Annotated in this window: 19 protein-coding genes; 5 read left to right on the top strand and 14 right to left on the bottom strand. The window is 58.0% G+C overall.

What is annotated here, in order from left to right; translation table 11 throughout:
- Positions 1 to 16: 16 nt before the first annotated feature.
- The 7 genes from BSG20_RS38030 to BSG20_RS35995 all read right to left on the bottom strand — a co-directional run bounded on the left by BSG20_RS38030 (position 17) and on the right by BSG20_RS35995 (position 6,916).
- A complete protein-coding gene (locus BSG20_RS38030) occupies positions 17 to 619 on the bottom strand; it encodes an IS630 family transposase (RefSeq protein ID WP_143147551.1) in 603 nt (200 codons plus the stop codon).
- Positions 543 to 968, bottom strand: a complete 426-nt coding sequence (locus BSG20_RS38025) for a helix-turn-helix domain-containing protein (RefSeq protein WP_244551822.1) — start codon at positions 966 to 968, stop codon at positions 543 to 545. The genes BSG20_RS38030 and BSG20_RS38025 overlap by 77 nt, the downstream gene beginning before the upstream one ends.
- Positions 969 to 1,267: 299 nt before the next feature.
- Positions 1,268 to 2,791 (bottom strand): adenylate/guanylate cyclase domain-containing protein, encoded by a 1,524-nt coding sequence (locus BSG20_RS31890; RefSeq protein WP_072381756.1) that lies wholly within the window; start codon positions 2,789 to 2,791, stop codon positions 1,268 to 1,270.
- A 35-nt stretch (positions 2,792 to 2,826) separates the two neighbouring features.
- The gene (locus BSG20_RS31885; RefSeq protein ID WP_072381754.1) at positions 2,827 to 3,192 is read right to left on the bottom strand and encodes a response regulator; all 366 of its coding nucleotides are present in this window, start codon (positions 3,190 to 3,192) and stop codon (positions 2,827 to 2,829) included.
- Positions 3,193 to 3,206: 14 nt separating this feature from the next.
- The gene (locus BSG20_RS31880) at positions 3,207 to 5,921 is read right to left on the bottom strand and encodes a response regulator (RefSeq protein ID WP_072381752.1); all 2,715 of its coding nucleotides are present in this window, start codon (positions 5,919 to 5,921) and stop codon (positions 3,207 to 3,209) included.
- Positions 5,918 to 6,664, bottom strand: coding sequence for a Tll0287-like domain-containing protein (locus BSG20_RS31875; protein ID WP_072381750.1), 747 nt, complete (start codon positions 6,662 to 6,664; stop codon positions 5,918 to 5,920). The genes BSG20_RS31880 and BSG20_RS31875 overlap by 4 nt, the downstream gene beginning before the upstream one ends.
- Before the next feature lie 96 nt (positions 6,665 to 6,760).
- Positions 6,761 to 6,916 (bottom strand): hypothetical protein, encoded by a 156-nt coding sequence (locus tag BSG20_RS35995; RefSeq protein ID WP_420884142.1) that lies wholly within the window; start codon positions 6,914 to 6,916, stop codon positions 6,761 to 6,763.
- Positions 6,917 to 7,024: 108 nt separating this feature from the next.
- On the opposite strand from BSG20_RS35995, the gene BSG20_RS31870 reads away from it, so the two are divergent.
- Complete coding sequence (locus BSG20_RS31870; protein WP_072381760.1) at positions 7,025 to 7,330, top strand: hypothetical protein; 306 nt, start codon at positions 7,025 to 7,027, stop codon at positions 7,328 to 7,330.
- A gap of 1,507 nt (positions 7,331 to 8,837) precedes the next feature.
- On the opposite strand, the gene BSG20_RS31850 is transcribed toward BSG20_RS31870, so the two are convergent.
- The 7 genes from BSG20_RS31850 to BSG20_RS31820 form a co-directional block, all read right to left on the bottom strand.
- Complete coding sequence (locus BSG20_RS31850) at positions 8,838 to 9,368, bottom strand: ion channel (RefSeq protein ID WP_072381746.1); 531 nt, start codon at positions 9,366 to 9,368, stop codon at positions 8,838 to 8,840.
- A 97-nt stretch (positions 9,369 to 9,465) separates the two neighbouring features.
- Positions 9,466 to 10,158, bottom strand: a complete 693-nt coding sequence (locus BSG20_RS31845; RefSeq protein WP_072381744.1) for a hypothetical protein — start codon at positions 10,156 to 10,158, stop codon at positions 9,466 to 9,468.
- Positions 10,159 to 10,188: 30 nt separating this feature from the next.
- Positions 10,189 to 10,758 carry an OmpA family protein gene (locus BSG20_RS31840; RefSeq protein WP_072381742.1) on the bottom strand — a complete coding sequence of 190 codons (570 nt, stop codon included), beginning with the start codon at positions 10,756 to 10,758 and terminating at the stop codon, positions 10,189 to 10,191.
- Between the two features lie 27 nt (positions 10,759 to 10,785).
- On the bottom strand, positions 10,786 to 11,214 hold the full coding sequence (locus tag BSG20_RS31835) for a cysteine rich repeat-containing protein (RefSeq protein WP_093041690.1): 429 nt from the start codon (positions 11,212 to 11,214) through the stop codon (positions 10,786 to 10,788).
- Positions 11,215 to 11,275: 61 nt separating this feature from the next.
- On the bottom strand, positions 11,276 to 11,545 hold the full coding sequence (locus tag BSG20_RS31830) for a hypothetical protein (protein ID WP_072381740.1): 270 nt from the start codon (positions 11,543 to 11,545) through the stop codon (positions 11,276 to 11,278).
- 445 nt (positions 11,546 to 11,990) lie between these two features.
- Positions 11,991 to 13,517, bottom strand: a complete 1,527-nt coding sequence (locus BSG20_RS31825; protein WP_072381739.1) for a DUF1254 domain-containing protein — start codon at positions 13,515 to 13,517, stop codon at positions 11,991 to 11,993.
- 63 nt (positions 13,518 to 13,580) lie between these two features.
- The gene (locus tag BSG20_RS31820) at positions 13,581 to 15,023 is read right to left on the bottom strand and encodes a DUF1254 domain-containing protein (RefSeq protein ID WP_072381758.1); all 1,443 of its coding nucleotides are present in this window, start codon (positions 15,021 to 15,023) and stop codon (positions 13,581 to 13,583) included.
- A gap of 494 nt (positions 15,024 to 15,517) precedes the next feature.
- Here BSG20_RS31820 and BSG20_RS31815 point away from each other — a divergent pair, with 494 nt between their 5' ends.
- The 4 genes from BSG20_RS31815 to BSG20_RS31800 all read left to right on the top strand — a co-directional run.
- Complete coding sequence (locus tag BSG20_RS31815; protein WP_072381737.1) at positions 15,518 to 17,320, top strand: adenylate cyclase; 1,803 nt, start codon at positions 15,518 to 15,520, stop codon at positions 17,318 to 17,320.
- Between the two features lie 122 nt (positions 17,321 to 17,442).
- The gene (locus BSG20_RS31810; RefSeq protein ID WP_072381735.1) at positions 17,443 to 18,249 is read left to right on the top strand and encodes a DUF2092 domain-containing protein; all 807 of its coding nucleotides are present in this window, start codon (positions 17,443 to 17,445) and stop codon (positions 18,247 to 18,249) included.
- Positions 18,246 to 18,458 (top strand): hypothetical protein, encoded by a 213-nt coding sequence (locus BSG20_RS31805; RefSeq protein ID WP_072381733.1) that lies wholly within the window; start codon positions 18,246 to 18,248, stop codon positions 18,456 to 18,458. The genes BSG20_RS31810 and BSG20_RS31805 overlap by 4 nt, the downstream gene beginning before the upstream one ends.
- Before the next feature lie 163 nt (positions 18,459 to 18,621).
- On the top strand, positions 18,622 to 18,979 hold a 358-nt coding region (locus BSG20_RS31800; protein ID WP_143147558.1), incomplete at its 3' end, for an alpha/beta hydrolase.

Below are 18,979 nucleotides of genomic sequence, written 5' to 3'. Positions count from 1 at the left end.
CTAAAGCTTGTCGCACCTAAATCGCCTCATACCCTGCGGCCTTGAAGTAGTTTCGACATTCTTCAACGGAGAACAGTGCACAGATGTCACTGAGGGCATTCGATATTGTGTCGAAGCTCCTTGCGGCTTTCTTTCGTAGGAGCGACTTGAGTTTCGAGAAGGCCATTTCGATTGGGTTCAGGTCGGGCGAATAGGCAGGTAAGAACAGCAGCCTGGCACCGGTTTGTCTGATGAGTTTTTCGGCCTTTTGGCTTTTGTGGAAACCGACATTGTCGGCAATGACGATGTCGCCCTTTGATAGAGTTGGGACGAGTTGCGTTTCGATCCAAGTCTCGAATATCTCGGCATTCATTGGTGCGTTGACGATCCATGGCGCGACCATGGAATGCGATCTTAGGCCCGCGATAAACGTCTGCGTCTTCCAGGATCCGAAAGGCGCATGACTGCGGTAACGTTGGCCCCTTAACGACCAACCGGAGCGTTTTGTCAGCTTTGTGTTCGTCGACGTCTCATCGATAAAAGTAAGGCGCGCCAGAGCCTTATCAAAAAACGGCTTGCGTCTTTCTATCCATAGATTTCTCGCCCGAGCGATTTCCGGACGAAGCTGCTCGCTTGCCATGAGGCTTTTTTTTGTGGCTTAACCCGAGCCGGTGCAACATGCGGCCGACGCTCGAGCGATGCACAATGACGCCGCGCTCGGCAAGCTCGAGGCACAATTCGTCAAGCGTCAAATCACCCTTCTCAGCCATACGTTCACGGAACCATGTTCCATGGTCGCTCAACTTGCCGCCGCCGACATGGCCCTGTCGTCTCGGCAGCAGAGAGCCCGTCTCACGCTTCAGGATAACAAGGTTATTCACAAATCGAGGCGACACCCGGAAATGACGGGACGCCTCACGATGGGTGTTGCCCTCTTCAACGAATGCAATAACACGGGAACGCAACTCGATCGGATGTGATTTGCCCATGATCGGTCTCCTTCCAGCTACGAAGGAATCACAAATCGGTCGATTCGAGAACCTGAATCAAAAAACGGGCGACGCGCTTTAGCGAGGGTCTACCTGAAGTCGCTCCATGGGTGCCAAGAGGGAAGACAGAAATCGACCTAAGAAGCCTGATACACATTTCGTCCACAGTGTGGTGGGATGTGCGTCTCATCAGCACGGCAGTTCGGCGCCTACACGGCTTGAAACAGCAACTACGAACCGTTCTGCACCAGCCGTCATCCTTTGCAACAGGCCTGCATGGAGCACGTCGACATGAAGCGTTATTCCAAAAGGTAGGTCGTGCATCTCCCAATGCCGCGAATATTCATGATTTCCCGGCGGGCCGGCAAACGTCCTTCGCCAAGTGCATCGAACGTCGTTTGCGATATCTGAATTTGACCTGGGACGCCGCAAGACTCCATACGACTTGCAACATTGACCGTATGTCCCCAAACATCATAGGCAAAGCGTTTCCGACCGATTAGGCCAGCGATGACCGGCCCGCTATGGATGCCAATCCGCAAGCTGAGCGGTGATCCATCAGCGACGCCTCCAGACATTTCGGCCAATAGTGCCTTGGCGAACGCAACGCCCGCGACGGCGTGATCCACGCGAGGGTCCGGTAGTCCCGACGCCGCCATATAGGCATCACCGATCGTCTTGATCTTTTCGATGCCATATTGATCAGCAAGTTCATCGAAACGACTAAACAGCTCTCCCAGTCTCCGGACTAGTGCTGCCGCTGGCGTTCGTGCTGCAAATTCCGTGAAGTTGACGATGTCGGCGAAAATTATAGTCACCATATCGATGCGATCGGCGATCACTTCTTCTCCATCGGCAAGCCGCTTCACCACCTGCTTTGGAAGAATCGCATGAAGTAGGGCGTTTGCCCGCTCCTTCTCGAATTCTATCTGCGCCAGATATTGCTTTTCGCGTGTTCGCCAACGACGACGCTCGAGGCAGGCGGCAATACGCGCTTTGAGCAGAACGGGATTGATCGGCTTGCGGAGATAGTCCTCGGCCCCCGCTTCAATGCAACGGGCAACGGCGTCGTCATCCTTCAGGCCGGAAATCATCACGACCGGGACCTCGCGAAAGTGTCCGTCAGATTTGAGCTGGCCGAGAAGCTCTATACCGTTCATGTCCGGCATTAAGACATCGGCCAGTACGAGGTCGAACTCCTGCTGATCGAAGATACAAAGCGCCTCCTCGCCGGAGCATGCCGCAACGACGGTGTGTCCATCGCGGCGGAGGCGTCTGGACAGGAGATCGCGATTTGACGCCGTGTCATCGACGACGAGGATATGTCCTGCGCGTTCCGTGATGGCCGAAGAACGGGTCGCCATTGTCCTAGCCAGATCGGCGGCGATCGTTCCATCGAATTTAGGCTGAAATTCCTGATCCGCATCGGGGGGCGATCCATCAAGTGTTTCGTCAATCTGCGCAAGCAAATTGCGGCTTTCACGGATGACCTTCGACACGTCCTCCAGCAGACGCGCCGGCAAGGTATCGGCGAAGTCCTCGATCAACATCTCGGAATAGCCGAGAATGGCATTCATGGGCGTTCTGAGATCATGCCGCAAAAGCCTATCGAGCGAGGGGGCATCCCCACTCTCCGGCATTTCGATGTCGAGAAGCCGCTTGATCAATGTATTCAGTTCCCGCGCGGCGCTCAATATCCTCTCAAGGTCCGGCAAAGCATCACTGGGTCCCGCGTCCCGCACCTCTTCCGTAATCAGTTCCTGATAGCCCAGAATGGCCTGGGCCGGATCGACGATGTTTTGGGCGATTCTGGCGATATACATGCGATGCCCGATGTCCCGAGATGGAGCCACGATCGTTACCCTCCGGTCAAACGGGCGATCTTGTCGAGCAGACCCGGTAGTTCGATCGGTTTGGTGTCGTAATCGTCACAACCGGCCTCGATTGCCTTTTCACGATCGCCGGCCATGGCATGGGCGGTAAGTGCGATCACCGGTATGGTAGCAGTGATGGGATTTGTTTTGATCCGCTTCGTTGCTTCCCAGCCGTCGATGACAGGAAGGCTCATATCCATCAGAACCAAGTCCGGCTTCGTGGTCACCGCCGCTTCGACCCCGGCGAGCCCGTCCGTTGCGCTGACAACTTCGTAACCACGTCTCTCCAAGCGGCGAGAGAGCATATCGCGGTTCATCTCATTGTCCTCGACGAGAAGAATCTTGACCATTCGAACCTCTCTCCTCACGCCTCTTCCTTTTGCGGAAGATGTCGCTTTAAAGCTGCAATCAGATCGGAGCGACCTTTGGTTCCTTTTCTGACTACTTCAGTTGCACGAACGCCCAACCAATCCAGCTCTTCTCGCGTCAAGTCTTTCGACGTGACGATAACGACTGGGATATCTGCCAAGTCGCGCCTGTCTTTGATCGCCTGAAGTAGCGTGAAACCGTCCATGTTCGGCATCATCAGGTCGAGAACCATAATCGTCGGCCGTCCGGCCTCGAGTTGATCAAGACCATGGCGACCGTCGGCCGCCTCCCGAACCCGCCAACCCTCGCGGACGAGGACCCTGCGGAAAAGTTCGCGGGTTGCGGGGTCGTCGTCAACGATAAGCACATCATGACGTGCTTCGCCGGCGACTGCGTTTAGAGTATCGACGAGTTGCCGGGGGTCGATCGGCTTGATCAGATGGTCCACGGCACCGAAGGCCAGGCCCATCTCGCGATCGGCGACAACCGTCGCGAGGATGACGGGAATATCACAGATTGCCTTGTCCGACTTGATTTCACGCAGGACGGACCAACCGTCTTGACCCGGCATGATCACGTCAAGGACGATTGCGTCCGGGTGCAATCTGCGGATTTTTGCCAAGCCCTCCTCTCCACCCGCCGCCTCGATCACGGTAAAGCCTGCGCCGCGAACGGCATCGGAGACGAAATTGCGAGCCCGCGCCTCATCATCGATCACGAGAACTGTTGGATGCGCGCTCGCACCTTCCAAGGTATCGCTTTGCGGCGCATTTTCCTGGACGATATCTGTTCTGGTGATCGCAGGGATTGTGAAGCGGAAGGTCGAGCCCTTTCCAAATTCGCTCTCGACGGCAATGGCACCACCCATCATCTTGACGAAATGTTGGGTGATGGTCAGACCGAGGCCGGTCCCGCCGTAATTGCGCGTCGTCGACGAGTCCACCTGTACGAATGCATGGAACAGCTTTTGCTGCTGTTCCTTCGTCATGCCAATTCCACTGTCACTGACGGCAAATTCGAGCCATTCGCCAACTCCGTCCTCGTAACGCCGCACCGCAAGCTTGATCTCCCCGTTCTCCGTAAATTTGGCGGCATTTGACAGAAGATTAAACAGATTTTGCCGCAACTTGGTCTTATCGGTCTCGATCTCGTCCTTCTCGACGGAGGCACTCACCATCAGACGGTTGCCCTTCTTGGCGATCAGCGGCGCTACGGTATTTTGAACGTCGGCAAGAAGCTGTCTTAGACTGACGCGCTCGACGTAAAGTTCCATCTTGCCCGCCTCGATCTTGGAGAGATCGAGAACGTCGTTGATGAGCGCCAGGAGATGGCGTCCCGAGCCCATAATCTTGTTGAGATCCGAAATGAACCCGGACTGCCCGAGATCGCTGGCATCCTCGATGAGCATTTCGCTATAACCGATGATCGCATTCAATGGAGTGCGCAGCTCGTGGCTCATGGAGGCGAGGAAACGGCTCTTTTCTTCGCTGGCGACCTCTGCGCCACGCCTTGCCTCCTCCAGCTCCCCCTGTCGGTTCTTCAAATCCGATATATCCGTATAGACCGCCACGGTGCCGCCCTCCGGCGTCTTTCGCTTGGCGATGCGTAGCCATGTTCCATTGGCGAATTGCCGCTCGATCATGCCCTGCGGCTCGCGGTGACGCTGCATGGCCTCAGCGACCCAACTCTCTATGCCGCCGTTTCCGATATCGGTCGTGCCGCGTTCGACCTGCGCACGAATGATATCTTCAAAGGGCCTTCCAGGCGTCATCAGGTCCGCAATCTCCGGAAACAATTGAAGATAACGTTGGTTGACCAAAACCAGCTGGTCGTTCGCGTCAAAAAACGCGAACCCATCGGGAATCGTCTCTATCGCTGTCATTACCGTATTGCGCTGGCGCTCGGTAACCGCTTCAAGCTCTCGACGCTCAGCCTGGCTGTCACGCAGCAATCGCAACGTCTTTGAAAGTTTTCCGAATTCATCGCTGCCTTCCGGCGGCAGTTCGACATCGTCCTGCCCCCTCGTCAACTGCGTCATCGCCCTGTCGATCCGGCCGAGGGGCACGAGGATGGAGCGCAGCACCAGCCAGGTCATCAGAATGCAGGCCAACGTCGTCACGCCGGCTGCGAACAGAGCTCGCATATAGGTATTGCGCGCCGTCGCATCGGCAGCGTCGCGCGCCAGATCGGCTTCGTTCTCGAGACGCTGTTCTAGCGACATAAGCACGGTATCGATTTGATCGCTATAGCTTCTGGCCGCCGCCAGCCGGGAGTTGCCGATGACCCTGTTGTCATTGGTGTAGGCGTCAACGGCCTCCATCGCCTTTTCAAAGTAGGCGTTCGAACCCTGTAGGATCGTGTTCGCTTCATCGGGCGCGAAGACCTTGATGCGGGCCAGATCTTGTTCCAGCGTTTTGCGGGCTTCTTGCGCGCGCCGTTCCGAGAGGGTCAACAGGCTGACCGATAGATCCGTGAGCCAATAGCGGACCTCGCCAAAATGGCGATGCGCTTTGGCAGCATCGTCGAACATATGAAAGCGCGCATTCGCCTCCTCAACACGCCGCTGATTTTCACGCAAATCATGCGCCATGAAGGCAACGCTGAGGAGCAACGCGCCCAAAAGCGCGGCCGAAAGACAGATAAGGCGAAGCGGTATCTTTCGATCCGTCAAGCGGCCGATCCGCATCGGAATGGTGGCGAAGGCGCTCATTTGAACAGCGTAATGCTGATCGCACCGGCCAAATCGCCTTGAGCTTTACCCTCCTTCGGGTAGCCCGTTACATCGACCTCGCCTTTGGGTCCGCCGTGACACGTCAGGCAGGATGCCGAGTAATATTCAGGGATCAGCATGCGAAAAGACTGGCGGCCGCTCACCTCCACATCCTCAGTAAAGGATTTTCCCTTTGGCCAATCGGGAGACAGAAAATTGCTCTCTATGACGTGCTGCTCCCAATCATCCGGGCGCGCCTTGCGATTGCGGATCAGTTCCTCCGGCGCCGTCACCTTCATCTTCGCCTTATCGCCGACCTTTTCCCCGAAACGTTCATTGACCAATCGGGCGAAGGTCGAGGGAATGAACCCCTTGAAGCCCAGACCCTTCATATCGATCATACTTTGATGTTCGTCGACAACTTCCTTTATCGCGGCGACCTGCGCATCGAACAATTGCTTATCGAGAGGGCTGAAATTCTGATCCGAGACGGAATCGCCCTTGCGCTGGGCAAAGATCTGCAACGCTTCGTTGACGACACGTTGACCCGTGAGATCCTTTTTTCCCAGGGATTCGTCGTTGATAAGCTTTTGATGACCCGAGATGACCGTCCGGCCGGCGCGCAATAATGCAGCGAGCCGTTCACCTGTCGTCATGTCATCTTCGTCGGCAACAACAAAACCCGCCAAAACACAGATCGCAGCCCATGCCAGAAGGACACCAGATATCAGGCCACGCCGCATGTTGAGCCTCGTAGTGTAGTACCCGCGCCGCGATAATATCAGTTTGTGCTAATGTTCAAAAGCCATTAGTAACGGTCAGTGACGCTAAGGCACCCTTCACGCGCAGCCGGCCGAGCCAGGGCGCAGGCTGCAGGACGGCCAATTCATTCCAAGCATCCATGCGACGATCGCATGCAGCACCGGCGGCAGGTTTTCCGCCTGCCGCAGCACGCCAAACCATCCCTCGAGCGACCAGGGGGCATTCGTTGTCAAGCGGCGGTTTGCAGCGGAATACGCAGGATGGATTGTGCAAAGTTTGAGTTGACCGTTTTCAATGGCGAGGCGACACTTACAACCTGCAGCAAGGCAGGAGGAAAAACGATGGACGAGCCAGACCGCTGGCGCCACATGGCAAGCGCGCCGAAAGACGGCAGTCGGATCCTCGTCACGATCCGCCCGTCCGAACAGGGGCAGGCAGAAGTCGATCTCGCGTATTGGTCGAATGGCGACCAGTTCGGTGCGGAAGGCTGGCGCGCATCTGATTCCTCGCCCGGCCGCGTCGTCGAATATGCCGAGCCGGAATTGAAGTGCTGGATGCCGATGCCCTCGGCGAATCTCAATCGCACCTCGATGCCCTCACCCTGGGAAGGCGACGACGCCCAGGAGCTCGACGGGTCAGGGATTTAAGAACTCGCGTCGCCATGTTGCGAAGATTCGATACGCGGCGAGTGGCATGCCTCGACGGACCAGATCTTCACATGGCAAGCTATGCTCCTGCGCTCTGAGATCCGAAAACGCCCTTTCCGTCCCGTGTACGGCGGTGATTTTCCTACCAGAGAGCCCACTCTCTGCGATCAAATGCGGTCAGGAGGCCTCGGTTCCCTTGCTGATCGGAACGTCTCGCGAGTCGCACGGCACTCTTCGGGAACTCACGTTGCGTGGTAGATGATCCTTCTCGAAGCATTCGGAGTTTGTTCGAAGATATCATCTGATGCCAATCCCGAATAACTGTCGTACTTCAAGCTGCTGGATAAGCTCCCCTGCGGGGGTCTCAATGTAGAACTCCGCTTGACAGTGGTGGAGCTGACCGCCGGAAAGCCGTTTCTCGAAAGGCTCGCGGAAATGGAGGATATCGAACGTGTTCACGGGCTGAGTTCGCTCACGGTCTTCTTGCGTAAGACGCCGAGAGCTACCGCCTCGGACTTGGATCGCGAAAGTTTTGAGAAGCGGGTCCAACGAGCCGACGCCCTTGCGAAGCTCAACGGGAAGGAATGGTGGGATTGGGCTCATAGACCATGTCTGAGCTAAACCAAGCCTCGACATCTGACACGCTGTCGAAGAACGGGACTGGAACCGGTAATCAAAATGGCAGAGAAACGTCCTATCCCGAGGATGTCTACTTCGATCGCTCTTCTGAGATGGGAACGCTCTAGGTGATTCAACATCACCGTATATTGGTCTTCCGCTTCTTGCTCGAGAATCCGGCGCCACTCTGCTTGGTGGGATAAAAATCCGGACGAGAGGCCATCGCCGTCTACTTCAACGCCCACTCCCTTCTCTGGTTGACCTTCCGTGCGAAAAATCGTGCTCAGGTTCATGACGCCGCTCTCAATGAGCATCCGATTGAGGGAATGATCAAGTTTGAGAAGGCTGCCCCTGCCGGCTTTCTCTCGTGCGCAAAAGCTCTGTTGGCGCTATCGCGGAGAAGCTGGTAGTCGTGAAGCTCCTTCAGCGAGGCAGTCGCACGAAACTCGGCGTCATTCTCTCGAAGCCGCAGGGCAAGTACATGATATGCGCCCCGCTCCTCCGTGAGCTTCATGCATCTTAGTATGAAGCTTGCAGCGGTGCTGTCCCGCCTATCGCCTGCGGAATGGTCAAGCATGGTCACTCCTTTTTGTTATGAGAGAATGCTCGACCTTTAATGCGACCGGCGCATCGGGGATGAAGGCCTTACCGCCTGGTTGCGGCGGCTTCGACCTGAAGATCAAATCACGGTGACATTTTCGGTAGGGAAAGAGTTCCAGGACTTTAGCGAATGGTTGCTTGCGCTCCGAGGCGACTCGCACCTTCTCCCTCCAACCTTTTCCTGAGCGAGATCTACATATCTTTCATTTCAGAGGGATCCGGGCGATGTCGCAGGATTTGGCGAAAGCGCGGCCATCGGATGGTATCTTATGATGCGCGGTGCAGTCGATCACATTCTCCCGGCTTCGTGTTCGAGAAGGCGGGCATCCTCACACTCCGCCTTCTCTTCCTCCACGCGCTCCCGCCTCGCCTGCAGTTTGTCGAATTTGCCGAAGTCCGTCATGATGCTGACCAGGACGCTTCCCGTCCAACCGAAGGTAAACAGGCCGGACATTGCGATGATCGGACCAAGGAGCCGCCACCGATCTGGAAGGGTCACGTTGCCCTCCCCCAGCGTCGTATAGCTCTCGAGGACGTAGTAGTAGCTGTCGCGCATCGAGGGGATGATCTCTCTGGCATAGAGAGGAACCGCCCAAATCAGGGTTTCTGCGAAATGCAGGAGCGCTAGCGCGGCGATCGTCACCGCCAGCATCAGGTTCAGTCGCCAGTGAGATGTGACGCTGGTGACCTGTGCCCAGGATTTGCTGAACCGAAGGCTGATGCTTCGGATACCAGCTCCATGCACGAAGATGACCACAATCAGAAACACAGTGCCGACGAGTATTTCCAGAACTGGATCAGGATTCGATAGATGCTCCAATCGCTATGTCCTCAGTCTTATCAGCTCCGGTGGAAGGCCTTTTTGCAAGCCTCCCACCGGGCCGACACCAGCACGGGCATGTTGCTGTACCCTGGCGCTAGTAGCAGGGAGGATAGGGATAATATCCGCATGCCGGCGGCGGATAGTAAGGGCGTTCGGACGCCACGGCCGCTCCCACCGCCGCCCCCGCCACGAGGCCCGCTCCGTAATATGCGCCAGGATGTGCGTACCATCCGCCACGCCAGACCGGGGCGCGGAAACCAGCGCCCCCGATGGCGACGCCCCCGTAAGGGCCACGTGCCGCAAACCAATCGATGAACAATGAAGCAGGCCCATCGGCTCCGGCGAGATCACCTTCGAGCACGGCGACGTCGAAGGTCAGGTTTCCGCCCTCGAGCTTCGGCGTTTTCAGGACGACGACGGCATCGGCGACGGTATCGCCCTTGCCGCTCAGGACCGAAATCGTCGCATTGGGCGGATCCTTGGCGAAACTGTCCGGGCCTTCATCCCACTGCTTGATGAACTCGGAAGTTAAGACATGACCGGCAGAGCGCACCGGGCGGTCGGCAAACACGATAGACACCGCCGAGATGCCGCTCATCGTCAGCTTCCCGTTCTCAAGCTTTGCCCCTCCGGAATTGAGGACGGCCAGCGACGGCACCACTTTTGACTTGGTTGCGCCGATCGTCTTCTGCGCGGGAGCCGAGATGGCGTCCTGCGCGAGAACCGGCGTTGAAGATAGAAGGCCTGCTGCAAGCGCGATCATGCAGACATGCGAGATCCTAAGCACTGTTCGTCCTCCAGTTCGGCCACGCGGGCATTACCTCAAAAGTCCCAGGTTGATCAGTTGTACACGTCGGTTGTCGGCCGACTCCGGATGACCGGGATCGATCGGCCATTCCTCGCCGGCTCCCACTGAAAAAAGGCGGTCAGGGGAAACCGCGAAGGTGGTCGACAGCGCTTCGTTGATTGCGTCGGCGCGTTTCTGGCTGAGTTCGAGATTATGTTTCGCGCTTCCGGTCGCGCTCGAGTGCCCGACGATCAGGAATTTGTAACGAAACAGATCCGGATGATGCAGAGCGTCCGCAATCAGCCCCACGGTGCGGTAGGATTTCGGCTCGATGGCCGTCGAGTTGTTTTCGAAATCAATCTCGACGATCAACTGCGAGAGCTCCGACAGCTTGTTCCAATTGGGAAGCGCTGCGACGCCTTTGCCGACGTTGGCGTTCGCTTCTTCCACCAGCAGGGCGACATCGACGGCTGGTGCCGCTGACCGCACCTGTCCGAGCGTGCTCATGATCTGATTGTTGTTAAGCTGCTGGGCGGAAGCAATGCTCGGAGCCAGAAGCAGGCCGAGTGCCATTGAAATGCGAAGGCCGTGAGCGATCATGTTGTTTTCCCTCTTTCCGGTCATGGTTCACCGCCATCCGGCGTCGGTAATTGCCTGGTTGCATTCCCTGTTGTCGACGCGCTTCGTCTCGATGAGGCAGGAAAGGATGTTCCCGTCGCCCTTCACGCCGTTGCAGTACTGGGAGATGTCATGCTGGCAGACCTTGAACACCGAGGCCTGCGCGTCCTGGCGCTGGGCGATCGACGACATGACGCTGGCTAGGGTCGAGGTGCAGGTTGGGGAAACCTTGGATGCGTTCTTCTCGAGGCAGGCCTGGATGCGGCCGTTGCCGAGGTTCTCGCCATTGCAGAACTTCTTGATGTCGGCGCCGCACTCCTTGGCAAGCGTCGTCACCGCATCGGCGTAGCTCATGGTGTCGGCGCGCCCGACCGTGGTAAGAGCGAGGAAACCGGCGAGTGCCGCTCCTGCGAAGATGCCAACTCTATCTATCATCATTATCCTATCCTTGAGCGATTGATCTGGAGTGGTGAATTTACGTCGAATGCTTGGTAGGCAGTTAAGGTCGTGGCGGATTGAACGGGACGACCGCGGCTCTATCGAGGGACTGCTCGATCTCGGTCCGCATGCTGTCGATCAGCTCCCTATATTCAGCGAGGCGCTCATCGCGCTCCGGAGCGGTTGACTGCTCCCATCGCAGTTCCTCGTCGTTGGCAATTTCGAAGTCGTCGCAGAGGTCTCGGAACCCCTCGTTGCATGCGGCGAGTTCCTCGACCACCTTGGCGCGCTCGTTGAAGGCGCTCTTTACGAATTCAACACCGTTCCCCATCCGGTTTATCCATTCGCGTACGTCGCCTCACAGCAGGCGATCTCAGAACATAATGACTAGGCATCTCCATCTACCGTTTGTATCGTAACGTTCCGGGATTATGGCTTCCCGCTAGAACGCAGCAACCCGCTCCATGAACCAGTTTGCAAGCGCAATCAGCTCGATCACCGGTCCGATGAAGATCAGCTATCCGATCTCGACGCCGACATTGAAGAGCAGAAAAGCGAGCGGAATATCCCCGACCGGGGTGCGATCCCCGACAGCGCCCCGGCAAAGCCCAGCCCGTGCCTTTTACCAACGGCTAGATGCCCCTTGGATACTTGAGCTCTGTAAACTTCCTCGATCTCGATCGGACGCCACTCGTTCACCAGGGACGGAACGTCAGGATCACGTTCAACGAGCCAGCCCTGATCGCTTCAATTTCCGTCTCATCGGCGTTTTCTAATCACTCCACCAGCTCGATCTCGCCCGGCTTCCAGGTCTTGTTGAACCACGGTTCCAGCGGACCGTATAGGCGCAGAAGCGTGAACCAGCCCTTGCCCGGAATGGTCTGCACCCAGTTGTTCTCCATTCCTGCCGGAGCCTTGGGTCCGAAGTAGACATCCGTCGAACCATCCGCATTGACCTTGACGCCTTTGCTCTGGCTGCTGACGCTCGGGGCCTGTTGGTCGGTCTGCACCATCGAGCGGGTCTGGTTGTCGTAGACGATGACCGACCAGAAATCCTTGACGGGGATATTTGGCGGCAGGCGTAGCTTATAGTTCTTGCCGCCATCGAAGGGATTGCCCTTCGCATCCTGCACCGACCAGGGATATTGCGAGCCCTGCCCCACCATTTTTTCCTCCATCGCCGGCGTCACGGCAATGGCAAAGTAGTAAAAGAAGACGGCACCGTCCAAGTTGCTGACACCGGGCGCTGTCTCGAACTTGTAGCCGCCCAAAAACGGCAGGCGCCACGCACTGTCCGGGTAGAAATACGCATCCTTCGGGCGGATCTTGAAGGCGATCGTCCGTGCCGTCACGGCCCCGATGTTGGCGGCGTCGGTGAGGATCTTCTTCATCCGCTCGTCGGGTGCGAAGGGTTTGCCCTTTTCGATGCCGATCGAGGCGAACAGGCCCAAGGTGGTGGGATCGGAACCGCCCGCCGGCTCATCCTGGATGACCTGGTTCAACAGGGTCCAGAATGAGTAGTCACCCGGTGAGACAAAGTTCGAAGGAATTCCAGAGGCATTGACGAATTTCATCGGCGGCGGGTTGGCGGCCTCGGCCAAGGGATAGATTCGCAGGTTCTTCTTGACCGAATCTACCGCAGGCTGGGCGGAGCCGTCGACGAGGAAAGCGCGAAAGACGAAGTAGCTGCCGAAGGTGCTCGGCCGCAAAACGTGATACCCGGCTGGTATGTCGCCCTTGAATCCGGGCGGCAACAGGAGGTACTTGCCGCCCTCGCCCTTGTCGGCCCCGGTGATGCCGATGTCGCCCACCCACTTGTACCAGAAGTCGTCGACCGTCCCGAGCACCTTGGGCGGAATCTCTGCCACGACCGGACCCTTGCTCGTGTCGACCCACATGAAGTTGTAGATCGTGTTGTCGTTGCCAGTCAGCGCGACGGTCTTGGAATCCATCAGACTTTCCCAGATCACGTTGGTCTGGTTATCTGGTCCGAACTTGCGTATCGATTCGCGCATGCCGGCCTGATTGACGATTGGAATCGCCAGCAGATAAGCCTGTAGCGCGCGCGAACGGTCCAGGTTGTCGTAGATTTTGTCGACGGTATCGGCCGACGGGTAGCCGTAATTGAGATTCAGGGTCCCGATCGAGGACTCGATCTTGTCCGGCACGGCAACGCCCGGTGCGATAGGCGTCGTCATCTTGTAGGTCTGCGCGGAAGCGGTCGCCGTGTCGGCGGAAGCGGTGCCCATACCCATCAGGACAACCGCGGCCGTGGCGAAAAGCAGTCTTGTCGTGCGTGTCATTGCTCTCTCATCGCGTTTGACGCCACGCATCAGCATGGTCGGGATTAATCATCGTCGGGATAATTATTGCGCCACAATGATACCGGGCGGCTTCCAGATGCCCTCGCCAGCCGGCAGTATCGAAGGCGCTTCGGTCTTCGGCCAGTACAGGCGCATCACGAGATAGATCGTGTCATCAGGCGCAGGCACCCAGTTAGCTTCCTTGTCCGCGCCGGGGCTGTCTTTCTGGATATAGAGGGTGAGCGACCCATCCTCGTTTTTCTTCATGCCGGGCAACATCGGCGAGTTGATGAGGTAGCGGTTGATCGGGTTTTTGATCAGGAGCTGGCTTTTCCCGTCATACATCGTTACCGACCAGAAGGAGTTCACCGGCGGGAGATGCCCGGCGGGAAAAGTGATCGTGTAGTTGTGCTTGCTGGCGTCGAGCGTTTCGCCTGTCGCGGTCGTGCGGGTAAAGGGGTACATGGCTTCGACGGCATCGTTTCCGTAGAGACCCGCCTTGGCAGCGGCGGCACGCTTTAGCCAATCTCCCTTGTAAAAGGCGCGGTCGCCAAAGAACGAACCGACGCTCCAGCCGTTGATGTCTTTCATTCCGCTGGCAGCAAACTTGGCGACCTTCTCATCGCCATCCTTCATGCCAAGGCCGATTTCCAGTTTATGAGCGATCGGAAGGTCCTTGAAATCAAATGATTTACCCGGACCCACACCAATGCGCGCGAGCTTGGCACGAATGGCCTTGTCCTCTTCCGTGGGCGGCACGAATTCGAGGGCGGCATCGAGATAGTCGAAGAAGTTGTCTTTAATGCCCTGCGTCGTGGCCGGCCGAAAGTCGATCGTCGGGGCGGGTGGGGGTGCGGGATGTTTCAGGAAAGCCGACAACGGCTTCACGTTGTAACCGGCCTGCACCTTTTCCACGTTTGGCATATCTTCGACGTTGATAAGCTGGGTCCGAAAGTTGGCGAACACGAACGGGGTGGTCGAAGAAAAGATCTGCTTGATGCCGGTGGGCTTCTCGCCTTTCCAGTCGGGTCCGACGACGAGATAGGAGCCCGCCTCGTTGCCCGTAGCGCGGCTACCTATGTAGCCGAAGTTGTAGGTATTGCCATCAATCAACTGCACCGAATAATAGCGCTCCTTCTCCACCGCCGGCACGGAGATCACCATCGGCTCGGCACGCAGATCCAGCCACAGTATGGAGTATGGCGTGTCGCTGTTCGGCGTGACGACCGCTGTGTCTTTGTAGGTCGCCACGTGGTTGAGGTTGTCGATCTTATTGAACGGCGCCTTGAATTGGCTGGACTTGGGGTCGACGGCGAACTCGTGCATCACCGCATAATTCATCACGAGCGGTAATCCAAAGATGAAGCCTTCCTCGGCGATATCCTTGGCCTCTATCAAGCTGGGCCATTCGGCGCTGTTTTTTGCATTCACCAGGGTGGGTTTCGCCGTCGTGGCGACGAGTGCAGCCATCGCAGCAGAGCGAAGCAGAGCGCGTTTCGTAAGCATCTGAACAACTTCCTTTTGGTTCGCAGCGGTCATGCGCGCATAAGTGGCAGGAGAAGTTATAGCGACTGCAGTGGTTGACCCAAGCCTTGGTGTGCACTTTTGGCCGATCGTGACGCTCTCTGTGATGCGTCCGTGACCCGCAAAGCACCCGGTGTCGTTGATCGTGCCTACGCCCTTCAGCGGCTGTTCGATCACTACCGGTCCTTTCAGCGCTGTCACGATGTGCCCCCTTGTTGCGAGCGGCTCCCCGTCCTGACCCGCTTAAGGACACAAGGCTGCCTTCGAGGAAGGATCCTGGGCGGAGACTGGAAAAGCGCAAGTATGTTACTGTAAGATACGAGTATCGACGCCTCGCTGCTGCAGCGGCGTCGACCTGTCTCGAAAGACGGCTGAGGCCAGCGTGGACGGTGATCAACTTCTGCGATAGGTTACATTCACGTTGAATTGAAATCTGTGATAGACACGTCCCCTCAAGAGCGGGTGAGGAGCAAGCCGTGCAGAACGAACTGCCAGACGGGCGCGCGCCATCGTCGCCGCGCCCTCCTCCCACATCGGACGATATCCGCGACCAGCTAGAGCGCGTTGTCAACAGTCCGGAATTCCCCAGTGTTGGCCGCAGCGCCGCATTCCTGACGTATGTAACGGGCGAAGTGCTGTCCGAGCGTGGAGATCGGATAAAGGGTTATTCGATCGCTGTGGAAGTGTTCAAGCGATCGGCAGCGTTCACGCAAGACGATCCCGTCGTTCGCATCGAGGCTGGACGCCTGCGGCGAGCTCTGGAGCGCTACTACCTCGTGGCGGGCCAGAATGATCCGATCCGAATAGATATCCCCAAGGGTGGATACGTTCCGACCTTCGTGTGGAACGATGGTGCAAATTCAATAAACCCCGGCGATCCGAGCTTATCCGGGCCCCGCGCCCAAGGGCGGAGGCTGATGCCGATCGGCGCGGGAGCTGCTCTGATGCTCTGCGTCGTGATGATCGCTCTGATGCTGCCGGCATATTTACTGCCGGCCTTGCCGAAAATTCCGAAAGCTCAATCAGAAGGTCCGACGCTCGTCGTCGCCCCCTTTGCCAATCTCGGCGATGGTCCGAAGGCGGCGCTCTATACGGCAGGATTGACCGAGGAGCTTTTGACCGCGCTTCCCCGCTTCAAGGAGATCAAGGTCTTCGGTCGCGAAACCTCCACGTCCCTGCCATCGGAAGTCGAGGCGTCCCAGGTCCGTGACAAGCTGGGGGCGCGCTTCCTTCTTGCGGGCGGCGTTCGCGTTTCGGACGACCGCGTTCGCATAACCGCGCGCCTGCTCGACACCGACACTAACGAAATTCTCTGGTCACAGACCTATGACGACGACACCAAGAGTGGCGATCTCTTCAAGATTCAGTCGGACGTTGCCAACAAGGTGGCGACGGCCGTGGCCCAGCCCTACGGGATTATGGCTCGGGCAGACGCAACCCATCCGTCGCCTGACGACCTCGGCGTCTATGGCTGCACGTTGAGCTTCTATGGCTACCGTGCGGAATTGAGCGCCACCCGGCATTTGGAGGTGCGGGATTGCCTTGAGAGCGCCGTGGCCCGCTATCCATCCTTCGCCACCGCCTGGGCGATGCTCTCTATCATTTATCTCGACGAGGATCGGTACCGGTTCAATTCGAACGCAAACCCGGCGCCGGCGATTGAACGCAGCCTGCAGGCGGCCCGTCGCGCCGTGCAACTCGATCCAGGAAATACCCGTGCCCATCAGGCGCTGATGACCGCGTTGTTCTTCAACCAGGAGGTTCCAGAAGCCCTCCGCGTCGGGGAACAGGCGTTGGCGACCAACCCGAACGACACGGAACTGCTCGGCGAATTCGGTACCCGCGTCGCGATGAGCGGGGAATGGGAGCGTGGGGCGGCCCTGCTCGACCGCGCGCTTGCTCTCAACCCCGGCGGCGGTGGCTACTATCACGGCACTCGAGCGCTTGCGGCCTACATGCTGAACGACGACAAGACCTCGGTCATCGAAATCAAACAGGCGGATCTGCAGAAGTTTCCGCTCTTCCACGGGGTCGCCGCAGTGATCTATGTCAATGCCGGGATGATGGACGAAGCGCGCCGCGAGGCTCTGCGGTTCAACGAGATGAGGCCGGATTTCGTTCCGAATATCGTCGCCGAACTCAAGGCCAGGAACCTCCAGCCTGGCGACCGGGCGAGGCTCATGGCCGACCTCCGTAGGGCGGGCCTGCCGGCGTCGGACGAAGCGCGAGCATCGATGCTGCTGCCGCTTCCCGGTTCGTCAGTGCTTGTGCCGCGTTGACCTGTGCGCGGCCAGTGTCCGGGGCCGTACGGCACAGATGCTACCAGATGTTACGGGCGCTCTCCGTCGTCCGACTGTAGAGTTCGCCGATTGCAACGATCCACTCGGGAGGGCATGCGTCGATGACCAGACCAACAGGAAGATCCCAGCATCGTTTCGCGGCTGCGATCGCGGTAGGGGCGCTCGCCCTGACTGTTTCCGGATCCTTGTCGGCAGCCCGTGCCGACGAGGCCGACGCCAAGAAACTGGTGAAGGCGATGTCCGACTACCTTGCCTCGGAGAAGGCCATCTCCTTCGCCTACGACACCAACTTAGAAGTCGTCACCCCCGAGCATCAAAAGATCCTGCTGGCAAGTTCCGGCAAGGTAGAAATGGGCCGGCCGGACAAGCTCCGCGTCACCCGGCACGGCGGTTTCGCCAATGTCGAGATGGTCTTCGACGGCAAGACCGCGACCCTTTTCGGCAAGGACGCCAATCTCTATGCGCAGGCCGAGGTGCCCGGAACGATCGCTCACTTGGTCGACGAGATGCGAGACAAGCTGCACCGGCCTGTTCCCGGTGCTGACCTCCTGTTGCCCGACGTCTACGGCACGTTGATGGACGGCGTGACGGACGTGAAGGATCTCGGCAGCGGCGTCATCGGCGGTACCGAGTGCGACCACCTCGCCTTCCGCGCCAAGGAGGTCGACTGGCAGATATGGATCGCGCCAGGCGAACATCCCTACCCCTGCAGGTATGTGATCACCGCGACGCAGGTCGATCAGGGGCCGCAATACAGCATCCAGATCAGCGACTGGAAGACGGGCACCGACGTCGTGGCGGCAGACTACACGTTCAAAAACACCACGGACGCCAAGAAGGTCGATCTGTCGAAGCTCAAGGATACCGACGAGCTTCCCGATCACCTCGCAAAAGGAGCGAAGCAATGACCCTGTTCATACGCGTGAGAGTTCTCCTGATTGCCGCGGTCGTTGGCATGTTCGGTCTAATCGCCGGGGAAACGATTTCCATTCCAGGTCTCACCGGAATTATTTCGCCGGCAGAAGCCAGGATCGGCAGACCGCTGACGCCATACAGCGTTGCCGGAGTGGCGCGCCGAACGGTTCGGCGCTGCGCGGTCGGCGTCTATTACTGTTAGGGCAAGGCGGCTGAGGGCTGTCAGGCGTTTTGCTGGATGAGGGCGATCTGTGGGAAGTCAAAGTAGCGTAGCGTCGGCGTCGGCTCAAAAGAGTTGGCTTCGTTGGTTTGTTGTATGCGCAGTAGTTGTCTTACTTCCGGGATGTGGCGGCCATCCAAAGGACGTGCTGACACCTGTGGCCGACACGTCTCCGCAGTCGCCAAAGGTCGACATGCTGATCGCGACGACCCGCACACGGTCGACGGTTCCAGGTGAGATGTTTAACGGAGAACGTGCGCTGGCTCCGGCCTTCGCTGACATGACGATCTCGATTCCGCCGAGCAAGGTTCGCAAGGAAGGACAGGTCGCCTGGCCAAAGAAGCTGCCGTCCAATCCCGCGACCGATTTCGCGACCGTGAAGGCCGACGATCTCAACATAGACGAGGCCAAGAAATGGCTGAGCGCGAGCGTCAGAAAGACCCCCGACGGCAGCGTCCTTGTCTTCATCCACGGTTTCAACAACAGGTTCGAGGATGCCGTCT

The sequence above is a fragment of the Rhizobium tibeticum genome (assembly GCF_900110205.1).
In the GTDB taxonomy this organism is placed as follows: Bacteria; Pseudomonadota; Alphaproteobacteria; order Rhizobiales; family Rhizobiaceae; genus Rhizobium; species Rhizobium tibeticum.
The sequence above is the reverse complement of the archived record's forward strand: the minus strand, read 5'-3'. Positions and strand labels throughout refer to the sequence as shown.